15 protein-coding genes are annotated in these 15,773 nt (G+C 66.2%); 2 read left to right on the plus strand and 13 right to left on the minus strand.

Going from position 1 to position 15,773, the window contains the following annotated elements; all coding sequences use genetic code 11:
• The first annotated feature begins 132 nt into the window (after positions 1–132).
• Entirely contained in the window at positions 133–798 is a 666-nt protein-coding gene (locus tag ACZ50Q_RS09875) for a helix-turn-helix transcriptional regulator (protein WP_464081369.1), read from the plus strand.
• Between the two features lie 192 nt (positions 799–990).
• Here the strand turns inward: ACZ50Q_RS09875 and ACZ50Q_RS09880 are convergent, their stop codons facing one another.
• From ACZ50Q_RS09880 to ACZ50Q_RS09940, 13 genes are all read right to left on the minus strand, one after another.
• Positions 991–2,262 (minus strand): WcaI family glycosyltransferase, encoded by a 1,272-nt coding sequence (locus ACZ50Q_RS09880; protein WP_464081370.1) that lies wholly within the window; start codon positions 2,260–2,262, stop codon positions 991–993.
• Complete coding sequence (locus ACZ50Q_RS09885; RefSeq protein WP_076520099.1) at positions 2,259–2,819, minus strand: putative colanic acid biosynthesis acetyltransferase; 561 nt, start codon at positions 2,817–2,819, stop codon at positions 2,259–2,261. The genes ACZ50Q_RS09880 and ACZ50Q_RS09885 overlap by 4 nt, the downstream gene beginning before the upstream one ends.
• Entirely contained in the window at positions 2,816–3,703 is an 888-nt protein-coding gene (locus ACZ50Q_RS09890) for a glycosyltransferase family 2 protein (protein WP_464081371.1), read from the minus strand. The genes ACZ50Q_RS09885 and ACZ50Q_RS09890 overlap by 4 nt, the downstream gene beginning before the upstream one ends.
• Before the next feature lie 13 nt (positions 3,704–3,716).
• On the minus strand, positions 3,717–4,757 hold the full coding sequence (locus ACZ50Q_RS09895) for a glycosyltransferase (protein ID WP_464081372.1): 1,041 nt from the start codon (positions 4,755–4,757) through the stop codon (positions 3,717–3,719).
• Between the two features lie 82 nt (positions 4,758–4,839).
• Positions 4,840–6,129 carry an O-antigen ligase family protein gene (locus ACZ50Q_RS09900; protein ID WP_464081373.1) on the minus strand — a complete coding sequence of 430 codons (1,290 nt, stop codon included), beginning with the start codon at positions 6,127–6,129 and terminating at the stop codon, positions 4,840–4,842.
• 28 nt (positions 6,130–6,157) lie between these two features.
• Entirely contained in the window at positions 6,158–7,075 is a 918-nt protein-coding gene (locus tag ACZ50Q_RS09905; RefSeq protein WP_464081374.1) for a glycosyltransferase family 2 protein, read from the minus strand.
• A 5-nt stretch (positions 7,076–7,080) separates the two neighbouring features.
• Complete coding sequence (locus ACZ50Q_RS09910; RefSeq protein WP_464081375.1) at positions 7,081–8,385, minus strand: lipopolysaccharide biosynthesis protein; 1,305 nt, start codon at positions 8,383–8,385, stop codon at positions 7,081–7,083.
• A 44-nt stretch (positions 8,386–8,429) separates the two neighbouring features.
• Positions 8,430–9,383 (minus strand): GDP-L-fucose synthase family protein, encoded by a 954-nt coding sequence (locus ACZ50Q_RS09915; protein ID WP_464081376.1) that lies wholly within the window; start codon positions 9,381–9,383, stop codon positions 8,430–8,432.
• A gap of 6 nt (positions 9,384–9,389) precedes the next feature.
• Positions 9,390–10,499: a GDP-mannose 4,6-dehydratase gene (gene gmd, locus ACZ50Q_RS09920; protein WP_076520106.1), complete on the minus strand. Its 1,110-nt coding sequence runs from the start codon at positions 10,497–10,499 to the stop codon at positions 9,390–9,392.
• Between the two features lie 10 nt (positions 10,500–10,509).
• The gene (locus ACZ50Q_RS09925; protein ID WP_092581456.1) at positions 10,510–10,872 is read right to left on the minus strand and encodes a VanZ family protein; all 363 of its coding nucleotides are present in this window, start codon (positions 10,870–10,872) and stop codon (positions 10,510–10,512) included.
• Positions 10,873–10,999: 127 nt separating this feature from the next.
• A complete protein-coding gene (locus ACZ50Q_RS09930; protein WP_092581390.1) occupies positions 11,000–12,430 on the minus strand; it encodes a mannose-1-phosphate guanylyltransferase/mannose-6-phosphate isomerase in 1,431 nt (476 codons plus the stop codon).
• Between the two features lie 5 nt (positions 12,431–12,435).
• The gene (locus ACZ50Q_RS09935; RefSeq protein WP_464081976.1) at positions 12,436–12,888 is read right to left on the minus strand and encodes a GDP-mannose mannosyl hydrolase; all 453 of its coding nucleotides are present in this window, start codon (positions 12,886–12,888) and stop codon (positions 12,436–12,438) included.
• 46 nt (positions 12,889–12,934) lie between these two features.
• Positions 12,935–14,344, minus strand: coding sequence for an undecaprenyl-phosphate glucose phosphotransferase (locus ACZ50Q_RS09940; RefSeq protein ID WP_076520109.1), 1,410 nt, complete (start codon positions 14,342–14,344; stop codon positions 12,935–12,937).
• 242 nt (positions 14,345–14,586) lie between these two features.
• Here ACZ50Q_RS09940 and ACZ50Q_RS09945 point away from each other — a divergent pair, with 242 nt between their 5' ends.
• The gene (locus ACZ50Q_RS09945; RefSeq protein ID WP_092581389.1) at positions 14,587–15,723 is read left to right on the plus strand and encodes a polysaccharide biosynthesis/export family protein; all 1,137 of its coding nucleotides are present in this window, start codon (positions 14,587–14,589) and stop codon (positions 15,721–15,723) included.
• Positions 15,724–15,773: the final 50 nt, after the last annotated feature.

Genomic DNA, 15,773 nt, shown 5'->3' on the forward strand with positions numbered 1-15,773 from the left:
GCCAGCGCAATCCCAAGGCCGCGGACAGGATTCCCCCGAACCTGGCGATGCGCGTAGACCCGTGCGTTGCGCGGCATTGCGCCAGCGTCGTGGGAACCGTAATGGGCCATGCGTCACAAGGTTCTTCCCGGGATGACAACCGTACTGATCGAAGACTACGCTCTGCTTCGTGTCGCCATTCAGCATGTGCTGGAACGTGTGCGCAACGCCGACGAAATTCTGGCCATCTCGCCAGCCCATCTGCTCACCATGTCAAGCTCGATCAACAAGCCAGTGGAACTGCTGGTGGTGGGTTGCAGCGGGTCCGCCGAGCAGGACATAGGGCTCCTGTCGCAGGCCATGGCCTTTTTCATGCCCAGGTTGGTGCTGGTCCTGTATTCCGCGCTGGACCCGAGCGTGATGGGCGCCTGCGCGCGGGCGGGCGTGGCCGGTTACCTGCCCAAGGCCTCAAGTCCCGATGCCTTGGCCGCGGCCGTCAGCCTGGTGATCGCCGGCGGGGAATGCTATCCCCAACCCGCCGGCAGGCCGCCCGGCACGACGCATGGGTCCGTGCAGGAGCTGCGCGAACTGACGCAGCGGCAGGAGGAAATCCTGCAGTTGCTCGTGCAGGGCAAGACCATGCGCGAGATCGGGCAGCAGGTGGGCATATCTGTCGCGACCGTCAAGAGCCATGCGCGCACGCTCTATTGGAAGCTGAACGCGCGCAATCAGGCCGAGGCGGCCTATATCGCGGTGCAGATGGGCCTGGTCAGAAACACCAACGGGCAACCGACGCCAGACAAGGGCGACGCAAGCTGATCGCGCACGGTGCGAGGCAGGGCCTGTGCGGGTGGCGGCGCCGCCCGCACAGGCCCTGGCTTATTTCAGGCGCAGCCGCAGGCGTGAAGGCGCAGCCTCGTGTGTGAAGGCGCAGCCGCGTGTGTGAAGCAAACCGCAATTAAAAAGGCCGCCTGCGACACTTCCGCAGACGGCCCCGACTCAAAAAAAACCTTAAACGTCGCCTTCGCTCGCTTGCGTGCCCGCCCGCGCCGTACGGCCCTTGGACTTCGCGATCGCGGCGAACTCGCGTTCCGCGGCGCCCAGCACGGCGTCCACGTGCAGGTGCTCCATCGCATACCGGCGCGCGGCCGCGCCCAGGGTTTCGCGGATCTGGGCGTTGTAGCTCAGTTTGCGCACGGCCTCGGCCATGGCCATGGCGTCTTCGGGCGGCGTGAGCAGGCCGCAATGCGACACCACGCTGGCAAGCTCCGTGCCGCGCGCCGCGCCGCACACCACCGGCCGGCCGCTGGCCAGCATGCCGGTCAGCTTGGACGGCATGACCAGGTCCGCGGCGCCGGCGCGCTGCGGCAGCAGATGGATGTCCGCGGTGCTCAGCAGGGCGCCCAGCCGTTCAGCCGGTTGAAGGTCCAGGAAGATGACGCGGGTCAGGCCGCGGCACCGCTCCTCGAGCGCCGCGCGCTCGGGGCCCTGGCCGCAGAACAGGAACCACAGCCGGTCTTCGCGGTTCAGCCGGCGGGCCACGTCCGCAAGGATCTGCAGGCCTTGCTTGCCACCCATGTTGCCGGAGTACAGCGCGACGATGGCGTTGTCCGGAATGCCGAGCTGGCCGCGGTAATCCCCGCCTTCGGCAAGCGGGGTGATCGCGTTGACGTCGATCCAGTTGGGCAGCAGCACGGCGCGGCCCGGGTCGATGCCCTTGGCCAGCGCCAGATCCAGCATCCGGTTCGAGATCGTGGACACGCGGTCGAAGCGGCGCATCAGCCAGCGTTCGGCGCGCTTGACCAGCGACCGCAGGCCCGCGCCTTTGAGCAGGCCCAGCTCGAACGCCGCGTCCACCTCGAAGTCCTGGATGTGCAGCCACGCGCGCGCGCCGCACAGGCGCGCCGCAAGCCACGCGCCGGGCGCGCAGAAGAGGGCGGGCTCGACCACCAGGATGATGTCAGGCCGGCGCATCGCGGCGCGCAGCAGCGACGGCAGGCTGGACAGCGCAAAGCTTGCCAGGTGCACCAGGCGCTTGGCGCCGCCTGGTCTTTCGGGCACCCACAAGGGCGCGCGCCGCACGGTCACGCCGCGGCGCGTCTCCTTCGCGTAACGCGATCCGCGGTAGCCCTCATGCACTTTCCACTGCGGATAGTAGGGTGGCGCCGTCACCACGCTGACCTCGTGGCCGCGCGCGGCCAGCCACTCGGCCAGTTCGGCCGTGTACTTGCCGGTGCCGGTCAGTTCGGGCGCGTAGTTGATCCCATAGATGAGGACTTTCATGTCGGCGTGGCGGTGCGGGGCCGGATGGGACGGCAAGGGTTGCCATGGCACACCATTGCGGACGGCATGTTGCGGAACACCGAGCTGCGCGCGCCGATCACCGCCTCGCGCCCGATCGTCACCCCCGGTCCGACGAACACGTCGGTCGCCACCCAGGCGCCTTCCTCCACGCGCACCGCGCGCTCGCGCAGCGGGAAATCCGGCCGGCCGGCGTCGTGGTCCGCGGCGCACAGGTAGCTGCGCTGCGACACCACGGCGTGCGCGCCGATGTGGATGGGTCCCAGGCTGTAGATCACGGCGTCGTCGCCGATCCAGGCGTAATCACCGATCTCGACCTTCCAGGGATAGGTCACGGTGGCCGTGGGCCGGATCAGCACCTTGTGGCCCACGCGCGCGCCGAAGCAGCGCAAGAGCCACCGGCGAAAGCCGTAGGCCACCTGCGGAGACCAGCGGAACAGGGTGCCCTGCACCATCCACCACAACTGGACGGTCAGCGCCGACCGCCCGCGCTGCCCCGGGGCCAGCGAAAACTGGTCCAGCCGTTGCAATGTGCTCATTTGGCGGCTCCCGCGACCGCATCGCGCTGGGAGGCGGCCGCGCTGGCCTGGCGCGCTTTCAGGATTTCCTCGGTCTTGATGCGGATCTGCCAGTAGTACATGGCGCGCGCCACCGCATAGTCATAGCCGGCTTTGCCGTCCAGAAAGCCCAGCCGGAAGACGTAGGAATGCAGGAAGGCGATGGGGGCCTTGAACGGCATGGCCTGGAAGATGCGCTTGAGCAGGGCGCGGCCGCCCACGTTGGCCTCGCGCGGATCGTTCATGAGGCCCTTGGTGCGCAGGTTCGCTTCCCAGTCCGAATAGCGGTTGTGCTTGTCGAAATAGTGATAGAGCGAATCGTGATCGTTGTGGACCATGCGCTGGCGCAGCGCGAAGGTCTCGCCCTCGACCTGCGGCTGGTAGTGGCCTTCCACTTCCCACATGTTGGCGACGTCCAGGTCGTCATAGTCCAGGAAACGCGAGCGGTCGCGCGCCAGCAGCGCCAGCTTGTACACGCGGTGGCCGTGCTCGAGCTTCTTGCCGCAGAACACGTAGTCGAAGGGCACGAACGCGCCGCCGGCGCCCGCGGAAAAACGCGGAAGCACCTCGCGTATCTCGGCCGCCAGGCCGGGCGTCATCTCTTCGTCGGCGTCCACGTACAGCACGACCGGATGCGTGAACGGCAACTGTTCCAGGCACCACTGTTTTTTCTTCGGGTACTTGCCGTCCCACTGGAAATTCGACACGCGCGCGCCCATCGCCGTCGCGATCGAGCAGGTGGCGTCCGTGCTGTTGGAGTCCACCACGAAGACTTCGTCGAATTCCACCAGCGCCTTCAGGCACTTCGCGATGTTGCGTTCCTCGTTCTTCGTCATCACCACGACGGAAACCGGTATCTTCTGCATGATGCTGTCCTGTTCAGGGCGTTCCGCGCTGCATGAGCGGCTGGAAGAGCTCGATGACGTTGCGGCAGTGCCGCTCCAGGGAAAAGGCGTCCGCGCGTTCGGGGCCCTGGGCCGCCAGCTTCTCGCGCATTTCGCCGTCATAGGCCAGGCGCCGCACCGCCTCGGCCAGCGCCTCGGCGTCGCCGACCGGCACCAGCAGGCCATAGCGGCCGGCGTCCAGGATCTCGGCGGGGCCGTGCGGACAATCGGTCGAAATCACCGGCACGCCCAGGCACAGGGCCTCCACCAGCACATTCCCGAAGCTTTCGCGCACCGACGTGAGCGCGAACGCGCCGGCGCCGGCGATCACCGGAAACGGATTGTCGATATGGCCCGCCAGCTTGACCCGCGTGCGCGACGGCTTCTCGTCGATGCGCTTTTGCAGGGCGGCATGCTCGGAGCCTTCGCCCAGGATCGTGAAGGCAATGCGGGGATCGTCCAGCAGGGCCGCGGCGTCGATCAGCGTGGCGTAGTCCTTGACGGCTTCCAGCCGGCCCACGGCCACCACGTGATACGGCGAATCTCCGTCGCCGGCCGGCTGCGGCCGCGCGCCTTGCCGCCGCACGTTATCCAGCGGCACGCCGTTGTAGATGGTGTGCACCTTGCCGCGCAGCGGCGGAAACATGCTCACCAGGTCTTCCTTGACGCCGCGCGACACGCCCACCACCGCGTCGTGCCGGCGGTAAGTCTGGCTCACCAGCCAGCATTTCAGTCTCCGCATCTTCGAGGCGCCGTAATGGATGGCCGGACTGCTGTGCTCGAACGCCACGGTCCTGAAATTGCCGCGCAGGATCGTCCTGGCCAGCACGACCAGCATGTTGCACAGCAGGCCGTGCGAGCACACGATGGCCGGCTTGTCGCGGCGGATATGCTGCAGCAGTTTGAAAAAGGCCACGGGCAGCATCAGCCGCAGCTTGGTGGGGGACTCGATGATGGGCAGGGCGCGGGTGACCTTGGGGTTGGCGATGGGGTACTCGCGATTGCGGGAGCGCAGCAGGAACAGGGCGGAGTCCACCCCCTGTTCCGGCAACGCATCCACAATGAAGGCGACGCATCTTCCGACGCCGCCGTGCAAGTCCGGTGCGACAAACAGGACATCAGGCATGGGGTATTACTCGCGGTGGCGCCCGGCGAACGACGTCCGGGCGGGGGCTGGGAACGGGCGGTTCGTTACGGGGCACGGGCATGATCTGCGCATTGCGCATCAGCGACAGCGCATAGCACAGCAGAAATCCGGTAAAGGCGGTCTTGGGCGCGTAGGCCAGCCCGCCCGACATCGAGTCGATGAAGATATAGATCGGCGCCGTCGCCAGGAGGTAGCGCCGGTGCATCTCCAGGCCGGGATGCTCGCGTCGCCTGAACAGGGTCAGCAGGATGAGCAGGGGCGGCAGCATGATCATGGTCGTGCCCACCACCCCGAACTTCATCAGGTAGAAGGCCCAGGAGTTGTGCGCGAACGTGCTCAGCTCGAAGCCGTTCTCGCCCATGACCCAGCTGCGGAAGCCGGCTCCCTTGCCGAAGACCGGGCTTTCGGCGAAGTAGTCCATCTGGCCTTCCATTTCCTGGACGCGCGCGCCGTAACTGGAATCTTCGTCCAGCCGTTCAACGCTGAAGATGCGATCGGTCAGCACGTCCAGATAGCCGATGCTGGCGAAGATCAGCACCCCGGCGATGGTGGCGGGCGCGAAGATCATGATCGCGCGGCGGCGGATCTCGGGGTTGCCCGCCAGCAGCACGGCGATGATGACGGACACCGCCAGCTGCAGGTACTGGCTGCGGTTTAGCGAGAACACCAGCGCCATCACCATGAACAGGATCAGGAAATATGCCTTGGGGCCCGTCACGTTCAGCGTGCGCCGGAAGTACAGCAGCGACACCACGGCCATCGGGATGGCCCACACCCCCAGGCGCACGTTGCGCAGCGGATTGGACACGCTGAAGCCCTGCGCCTGCTCCAGCAGCATCAGCGTGGCCACAGCCAGGCCGGCGGCCACGATGTACTTCTGCAGCACCGCGTACGCCCCGGGACTGTCGATGTCCTTGTAGCAAAGGAACGGCGTGCACAGGAAGTAGAAGACGATGCGCAGGTCGCGCGCCACGTCGCCGGTCTGGATGCCGGGATGGTCGATCGACACCAGCAGCAGGTAGATCACGGAAATGGCCTGGATGCCCAGCAGCACGCCGAGCGCCCCGCGCGGCAGCGCGTAGGCGCCCGGGTCGGCCAGCCGGAGCGCTTTGACGCCCAGCATGGCGACGAACAGCAGGTCGAACGGCGACAGCTTGAAGCTGCCCACCCCCACGATGAACCGGTCGTCGTTCAGCGCCAGCGCGGTGAACACGAACAGGCCCAGGAGGTGGAGGGTGGAGAGTCGGCGGCGCGTGGTCATTGCAGTTCCGTGTCGTTGATGGCCGGGCCTAGTGCGAGGCCCAGTCGTCGCGTCCGAAGATCTTGGTCGTCAGCTTTTCCAGCAAGTAGGTCAGGTCCCCCTGCCGGGCATGCGCGGCCACCTTGGACGCGCGGCAGGACAGCTCGAACAGGCGTCCCAGGCCCGGCTCGGTGCGCCGGATGCGGCTGACGATCTGTTCGCGCTCTTCCAGCAGCACGTCCTGCATCAGCGCGGTCTTGGTCTCGTCGTGGGCGGTGTACACGCCCAGCGCGTCCGGCACGATCAGGTTCTTGCCCTCGCGCAGCAGGCGGCTCCACAGCTCCAGGTCCATGCAATAGCGCATGCTCTCCTGCAGCAGCCCGTACTTGCGCAGCAGGTCGCGGCGGAAGATGGCGGACTGGTTCGGGATCGAGGCTTTCACCACCGTCAGCGTGCCGCGGTTGACGGGGGTGTAGTGGATCTTGCGGAAGATGTGGTTGTCCGCGTCGGCGACGAAGAGGTTGCCGCTGACGATGGGCGCGCGGCCCCGCGCCGCCGCCGCGCCCAGCTTGCGCAGCGCGCCCGGAAAGTACAGGTCGTCGGAGTTCTGCCACCCCACGTAATCCCCGGTGGCGCGCTCGAAGCCCTTGTTGATGGCGTGCGACTGGCCGCGGTCCGGGGTGCTTTCCCAGTACGTCAGGTAACGCTCATACTTCTTGATGATCTCCACGCTGCCATCCGTGGAGCCGCCATCGATGATGATGTACTCCAGCCGCGGATACCCCTGGTTCAGGACGGACAGGATGGTGCGCTCCAGGAACTTGGCCTGGTTGAACGAGGGCGTCACGATGGTCACTTTGGGCAGCAGACCGCTGGCGATGGGCGCTGGCGGGCGGAGCTCGCGGACGAAGTCGATGAGCTGGCGTGAATACTCGTTATGGCGCTTGCGCATGTAGGACCTCAGCATGTTGGTTATCGGGTGGCCGCAGGCATGGCGCCCGGAAAGTCGGGGCGGGATTGACGGATGGCGAGGGCCACGCCGGCCAGCGTGATCGCCGCGTAGGCCATGCGGCCCCAAGCTGCGGCGTGTTCCCCCGCCACGTGTACCAGTCCCGCCATGACGCACAGCATCGCCAGGCCGCCCAGTCCGTTCAGGATCGCGACGGCGCGGGAGTTGCCGAGCCCCAGGAGGGAAAAGTGCGCCGCGGCATTCAGGGAAAGCAGGCCCGATGCCACGATCAGCAACTGGAATGTGCCCAGGTGGCCGCTGGCGACGTTGTCGCCCAGCAGCAGGTTCAGGAGCGGCTGGCTGACCGCCAGCACGGCCAGGGTGGCGCTGGCCGACAGCGCCAGGTTCCACAGCATCATGCGGCGGATCTCGCGTTCGGCGGCGCCGGGAAAGGGCGGCGAGACCGACAGGCGGGTCACGCGCGGCATCGCCTTCTGGAAGATGGCGACCGACGCCGTGTGGATGATCTGGCCCACCTGCACGCCCACGGTATAGATGGCAAGCGCCGCAGGCCCCATCAGGCTGCCGACCAGCACCCGGTCGACCGAGCCGAAGGCCAGCGCGCTCAGGCTGTTCAGCCACGACCAGCGCGAGAACCGGAAGGCGGCCATCATGGCGCCGCGGTCGCGCACGGGGCGCACGATGAAGCGATCGTAGGCGCGCGAGAACACGCGCATCTTCACGCTGCCCGCGATCAGAAGGCCGACCGCCTGCGCCAGCCCCGTCCACGTGGGCGAGGCCGTGTACCAGGCGGCCGCGCAGGCCAGCGCCATGGTGCCGGTGCGGCTGAAGACTTCGCACAGCGCCGTGGCCCGGAAGTCCTCGCGGCCCTTCAGGCAGCCGGAGAAGAGCTGGTCATACTGCTGGGTCAGGTAGATGGCGAGCGCGGGCATCGCCAGCATCGTCACCGCCACGCCGCCGAAGGTGGCCTCGGGCCAGCCCAGCCACAAGGCGCCCCACAGCAGCATGGCCGCCAGCGTCACGACGCCCAGCGCACAGCCGATCAGCGACACGCTCACGCCGGCCGCGCGATAGGCGCCGCCGGGCTCGTGCATGCTTTCGGAGACCAGCTTGGTGGCGGTGACGGCCGCGCCCAGGTTCGCCGCGTTGCCGAAGCCGGCGAGCGCGATGATCATGGAATATTGGCCGAAGCCCACCGTGCCGAGCTGGCGAAAGAGGATGGGCAGCGCCACCAGCGCCGCGACGGGACCGATGCCGTACTCCACCAGCCCCCAGAAGGAAGCATTGCCGGCGATGTGTTTCTTCACGAATCCAAGCATCGGAAACCCTGTCTGTCATGCTGGCGCGGCCGTCAGGCCACCGGCAGCGGCTGTTGCGTGCGCTCGCGCAGGAAATGGCCGTAGGCGAGCGTGATGCCGTGCGTCAGGGAGATCTCCGGACGCCAGCCCAGCGCCTGCACGCGCGAGGAATCCATCAGCTTGCGCGGCGTGCCGTCGGGCTTGGACGTGTCGTACACGATCTTGCCCTCATAGCCCACCACGCGCGCCACGAGCTGCGCCAGGTCCGCGATGGAGATGTCCTGGCCGGCGCCGATGTTGTAGATGCCCTCGGCGTCCGGGTGCTCCATCAGCATGACGCTGGCCTGCGCCAGGTCGTCCACGTACAGGAATTCCCGCAGCGGCGTTCCCGTGCCCCAGATCGTCACGGTTTGCGCGCCGGTCTCGCGGCCTTCGTGGAACTTGCGGATCAGGGCGGGCAGCACGTGGCTGCTGTGCAGGTCGTAGTTGTCGTGCGGGCCGTACAGGTTGGTGGGCATGGCGCAGATGAAACGCGCGCCGTGCTCGCGCTGATAGGCTTCGCACAGCTTCAGGCCGGCGATCTTGGCGATGGCGTAGGGTTCGTTGGTCGATTCCAGCGGACCGGTCAGCAGCGCGTCCTCGCGGATCGGCTGCGGCGCCTCGCGCGGGTAGATGCATGACGAACCCAGAAACAGCAGCTTGCGCACCCCGGCCGCATACGCGGCGCGGATCACGTTGCACTGGATCATCAGGTTCTTGTACAGGAAGTCCACCGGGTGCGTCTGGTTCGCCAGGATGCCGCCCACCTTGGCGGCGGCCAGGTACACCACGTCGACCGGCGTGGTCGAGAAAAAGCGGTGCACCTGGTTCTGGTTCTCCAGGTCCAGTTCCTCGCGGCTGCGCGTCAGCACGTTCTTGTAGCCGCGCCGGTGCAGTTCGCGGGTGATCGCCGCGCCCACCATGCCGCGATGGCCGGCGACGAACACGCGTTGGTCCAGGTTCGTCATGGCGGGCTACTCCTTGTAGGCGTAGATTTCGTAGCCGTTCTGTTCGACCAGCGCATCGCGCCGCGCATCCCGCAGGTCGGCTTCGACCATTTCCTTGACGAGTTGCGCAAACGTCGTGCGGGGCGACCAGCCGAGCTTCTCGCGGGCCTTGGTGGGATCGCCCAGCAGCGTTTCGACTTCGGTCGGACGGAAGTAGCGCGGGTCGACGCGCACGATGACCTGGCCGGCCTTGACGTCGTGCACCGGCGAGAACAGCACGGTCGCGGTTTCTTCCAGGCCCTCGCCTTCCCAGGCCAGCAGGATGCCCAGCTCGCGCGCGGCGGTGTTGATGAACTCGCGCACGCTGTATTGCATGCCCGTCGCGATGACGTAGTCCTCGGGCGTGTCCTGCTGCAGCATCAGCCACTGCATTTCGACGTAGTCGCGGGCGTGGCCCCAGTCGCGCAGCGCGGACAGGTTGCCCAGGTACAGGCATTCCTGCAGCCCGAGCACGATGCGCGCCAGGCCGCGCGTGATCTTGCGCGTGACGAAGGTTTCGCCGCGCTTGGGCGACTCGTGGTTGAAGAGGATGCCGTTGCAGGCATACATGCCGTAGGCTTCGCGGTAGTTCACGCTGATCCAGTAGGCGTACAGCTTGGCCGCCGCGTAGGGGCTACGCGGATAGAAGGGCGTGGTTTCCTTCTGCGGCGTTTCCTGCACCAGGCCGTACAGCTCGGAGGTGGACGCCTGGTAGAAGCGCGTCTTGTTCTCCAGCTTCAGGATGCGGATCGCTTCCAGCAGGCGCAGGGTGCCCAGGCCGTCGGCGTTGGCGGTGTATTCCGGTTCCTCGAACGAGACGCCCACGTGGCTCTGCGCGGCCAGGTTGTAGATCTCGTCCGGCTGCACCGACTGGACGATGCGGATGAGGCTGCACGAGTCCGTCATGTCGCCGTGGTGCAGCACGAAATTGCGGGGCTGGTCGTGCGGATCCTGGTAAAGGTGGTCGATCCGCGCGGTGTTGAACAGCGAAGCGCGACGCTTGATGCCGTGGACCTCATAGCCCTTGGCCAGCAGAAGCTCCGCCAGATAGGCCCCGTCTTGGCCAGTTACGCCGGTAATCAGTGCCCGTTTTGGCATGGTTGTGTCCTTAAGACTTAGTGACTGCACGAAAGGAGCCGATGGCTGCGGTACCAATGTGCAAAGAGATTACTGTTGCACCAGCCGCTGAGATATCGGCCAAAAGGTCTAAGAGTCCAGCCTCTCGATACGGAAAAAAGGACTGGATTGATTCATCCAGCGCACCCAGGGCGGTGGCCGCCAGCATGGCCACCAGCGCGGGGCGCCGGTTGACGGAGACGTAGATCAGCCCGGTCAGGAAGGCGTAGGCGGCCAGGTGCAGCCGCTTGTCGCCGAACGCATCGGACATGTCCGCCGCCAGCCCGGGGAGATTGCCGACGGTGACCAGGACGATGAAAAATAGGGCCGCCACGGGCAGGCAGATCTTTGCCATGCCCGGGCGCCAGAAAGGCTCCCGAGCCGCAGGGACCTCTTCGCCGCCGGGCCGCCCCAAGGCGAAGACGGCCCCCTCGGGGGGCAGCAAGCGAGCGGAGCGAGTGCGGCGTGGGGGCTTATCAACTTCAGACACGGCCGTAGATGTCCTGGAAACGGACGATGTCGTCTTCGCCGAGATACGCGCCCGATTGGACTTCGATGATCTCCAGCGGGATCTTCCCCGGGTTCTCCAGGCTGTGGATCTCGCCCAGCGGGATGTAGGTCGACTGGTTCTCGGTCAGCAGGTACTGCTTGTCGCCGTTGTAGATGCGCGCCGTGCCCGACACCACGATCCAGTGTTCGGCGCGATGGTGGTGCATCTGCGACGACAGGCGCGCGCCGGGCTTCACGGTGATGCGCTTGACCTGGTAGCGCGGCCCCTGGCCGACCGAGTCGTAAGACCCCCACGGCCGCTGGACCTCGCGGTGGTGGTTGAGTTCGGCGCGGTGCTGGGTCTTGAACGTCTCCACCAGGCGCTTGACGTCCTGCGAACGCGACTTGTGCGCCACCAGGACCGCATCGGCCGTCTCGATGACCACGATGTCGTCCAACCCCACCGACGCCACCAGACGGCTGGTCGAATGGATGAGGCAGTTGCGCGAGTCCTCCACCATGACGTCGCCGGTGGTGGAATTGCCTTCCACGCTCTTCTGGGCGATGCCCCAGACGGCGTCCCAGGCCCCGACGTCGCTCCACGAGGCGGCCAGCGGGATGACCACGGCGCTGTCGGTGCGCTCCATGATGGCGTAGTCCATCGAGTCGCTGGGGCAGGCTTCGAACGCCGGGCCGTCCAGATGGAACAGCCCGTTGTCGCCATGGCCGGTGGCCACGGCCGCCTGCGCGTGTTCAAGGATCTTGGGCGCCAGCCGTCCCAGTTCGGCCAGGAAGACCGACGCCTGGAAGGCGAACATGCCGCTGTTCCAGTAGTAGCCGCCGTCCTCGATGAAGCGCTGGGCGACCTCGGGCGACGGCTTTTCGACGAAGCGGCGCACGCGGCGTGCCGGGGCCATGGCGCCCGGCTCGTCGGCCTGGATGTAGCCGTAGCCGCTGAGCGGCGCCGTCGGCTTGATGCCGAACGTCACCAGCGCGCCCTGGCGGGCGGCGTCGTAGGCCTGGGTGAAGGCCGCGCTGAGCACCTCGCCGTCTTCCAGCACATGATCGGACGGCATGATGAGCATGACCGGGTCTTCGCCGTCCTGCATCGCCCGCAGTGTGGCGGCGGCGATGGCGGGCGCCGTGTTGCGCGCGAACGGCTCCAGGATGACTTCGACATCCTTGATCCCCAGTTCCTGCGCCTGTTCCGCCGCGATGTAGCGGTGCGCTTCGTTGCAGACGAGCATGGGCCGCGCCTGCGCGCCCGCCGAACTCAGCCGCAGCAGGGTGTTCTGCAGCAGACTGCGGTCATCGGTCAAACGGATGAACTGCTTGGGCAGCAGTTCGCGCGACAACGGCCACAGGCGCGAGCCTGAACCGCCGCAAAGAATGACTGCCCGGTACGGGGGAGGGGGGTTGGTCATGGCGCTCACTCCTTGAAGTAGGCCTGGGTGTAGGGATGCACGCCGGGATCGGCGGCGATCGCTTCTCCGGGCAGCCAGCGGTAGCCGCTGTGCTGGGCCAGGGGAAGGCTTGCGGTATCCAGGGAAAGCTCGGCCTCGTACGCGAGGACGACGTAGTGGGTGGAGCGTCCGGCTTCACCCGCGAAGTTGGTGCCGTAGAAATGCTCGTACACGCCGCGCGGCGTCCAGGCCAGATCGGGCAGCGACAGACCCAGCTCGTCCTGGACGATGCGGCGCAGCGCATCGCGCAGGGGCTCGTTCTTGCGGATGCGGCCGCCAGGTACGAACCACGCGCCCTGGGCGGGGGGATTGGCGCGCAGCCCGGTCAGGTAGTTGCCGGCCCCGTCGCGCAGCAGCAGGTCGATCGACACCAGGGGCAGCATCTCCACCGCCTGGCGGAAGTCCGAGCGGGCCAGCATGCCGCGGCGCGCCGCCGGCGCTTCATGCACGGGCCATCCCAACGGCTTAGTAGACATTGCGGCCCGTCCATCCCGAGATCGCCGTGCGGGCGATGATCAGCAGATCCATCCTGAACGTCCAGTGCTGGATGTAGTAGATGTCGTGCTCGACGCGGTCGCTCATCTTGCGCAGCGTGTCGGTCTGTCCACGAAAGCCGTTGACCTGCGCCCAGCCGGTGATGCCCGGCTTGACGCGATGGCGCATCATGTATCGCTGCACCAGGTCCTTGTACATTTCGTTGTGCTCCAGCGCGTGCGGACGCGGGCCCACCACCGACATGTCGCCCCGCAGCACATTGAGGAACTGCGGCAATTCGTCCAGGCTGGTCCGGCGCAGGAAGCCGCCGATGCGCGTGACCCGGCTGTCGTTGCGCGTGGCCTGCGTCACCACGCCCTGTTCCTGGTGCACGGTCATGGTGCGGAACTTGTAGACGTGGAACACCTTGCCGTCCACGCCCAGCCGCGGCTGCGTGAAGAACACCGGGCCGCGCGAGGTCAGCTTGATCAGCAGGGCCACCGTCAGCATCACCGGCGCCAGGCCGATCAGCGCGCACAGCGCGAAGCTGCGGTCGAACGCCTCCTTGGCCCAGCCGCGCACGCCCGCAGCGGGCAGGCTGTTGAGCTGGATGGCGGGCAGTCCCAGGAATTCGCCGATGCGGTGGCCCAACAGCTGGATCGACATCACATCGGGAATCCAGCGGATATCCACCAGGTCGTTGCGCAGGTGATACAGCACTTCGCGTAGTTCCTGGCCCGCCTCCATCGGAAGCACGATCCAGATCTCGCGCACCTTGTTCTCGCGCACGAAGTCGCTCAGGTTTTCCAGGCCATGCAGACGGCGGACCTGCGGCGGCAGGATCTCATGCGGTTCGGCGTAGATACCCGAGATCTGATAGCCGGCCTCGCGGTACTTCTCCACCCGGCGCCACATGTCGTGCCCCAGCGCGCCAAAGCCCACGAGCAGCACGCGCTTTTTGTCCAGGCCGCGATCGCGCGCCGCGCCCAGCGCCGTATAGACGGCGACGCGCACGCCGGCCAGCGCCAGCGCCGTCATGCCGAACCAGGTTGCAGCCCATAAGCGGGATATCGCGCCGGTCTGGTGCATGAGAAAACTGACGAAGATGCCAAGCGCGAACACGGTGGCCCACGCGGCGATGCTGCGCACCAGCAGGTCGGTCAGCAGGCGCCCGCGCCAGGACACGTACAGGCGGAACGCCGGAAAGATCGCGATCGCGCCCAGGCCGCACAGGTAGATCAGGAACAGATGAATCTGCGGAGGATCCGCCAGGGCTTCATCCGAGAATTTCAAGCCGGTGGCGGTCAGGCCGCAGGTGATGACGATCGCGGCGTCGAGCAAGCGATAGAGATAGCTTGTCCCGCTGAATCTTGCCGACGTGTCCGTTTGGGACGGGTCCATCGCGCACTCCTGTTCGGAAGGGAGCGCTTTGCGCCAAGCAAAAACTGTGCAGTGCCGCAAAGCATGTGGCTACCGACAAAATCTTATTGAGTGCGCCGCCTACCCGAAACCTCCAAACGGTGTAGGAGAAGGCTTAAGGCATCCGTCGAATGTGCGGGCCTAGGAAAAGAGTGTGGAATGTCGCAACCCGTTACGCATCGGGCTCCTTTCCAAGCAACGAAGTCATTCACTGTGGATTTGCCATGACTACATTTTTCGGAACGTTGAGCCGAGCCATAGCCGCTATCGCGCTCGTGTCCTCGCTGGGCGCTTGCGCCTTGTCTCCCGGTATGACTTTCAGCGCGAACCACCTCGCAGACCCGCTGGATCCGGACTCCAAGGCCGTCATCAAGGAGATCACGCCATCCCTCGTTCTCGAAGAGCAGCGCGCACGCGAGGCGCTGCTGGACAACGAAGGCGTCAGCCACCTGATCGGCAAGCCGGGACCCTACCTCATCGGGCCGGGAGATATCCTCTCCATCGTCGTGTGGGATCACCCCGAACTCGTGCTTCCGACGCAAACCTACGCCATCGGGTCTGCGGCAACGGAACTAGCCATCGGGGATACCGCCTCGGGCATTCCGGGCTATACGGTCTCATCCTCGGGATATATCCAGTTTCCGTATACGGGACTGCTGAAAGTGGCGGGGTTGACGGAACTTCAGGCTCGCAATCTCATAGTGAATAGTTCGAGCAAGTACATACAGGACCCGCAGATCACCGTACGCGTTCTGGGATTTCGCAGCAAGCGCATCTTTGTCGATGGCGAGGTGACGACGCCGGGCACGGTTGCGATCAACGATGTTCCCATGACCCTGTTGGAGGCGCTCAACCGGGCCGGAGGCATTCTGCCGACCGGCGACCGCAGCGCGGTCTATGTGATCCGCGATGGCCGGCGTACTCGCGTGAACCTTCCCGCGCTGATCGAGCGCGGCCAGGACCTGAACCAGGTAATGCTTAAGCCAGGGGACATCGTGAGAGTCACGCCGCGCGACGACAGCAAAGTATTCGTGATGGGCGAAGTGTTCATCCCCGGTGCTTCCGTCATGCGCGATGGACGCATGTCGCTGACCGAGGCATTGGGCCTGGCAGGCGGGCCGAACCAGATCACGGCCGATACCTCACAAATATTCGTCGTGCGCGGCACGGAGGAGGCAAAGCCTTTGGTCTACCACTTGAATGCCGCGTCGCCGCAGGCCCTGGCCGTGGGCGCCAAGTTTGAATTGCAACCCAAGGATGTCGTGTTCGTGGATTCGGCCGGCCTGGTGCGGTGGAACCGCTTCATCAGCAACCTGTTCCCGAGCGCGCAAACCGTACAGACCGTCCGGTCCATCGATTAGTAGTCCGCCTCAAAAACCGCCTTTGGGGGCGCCGCAACCGCGGCGGCGCC

Source organism: Achromobacter sp. T5-5, from assembly GCF_055397965.1.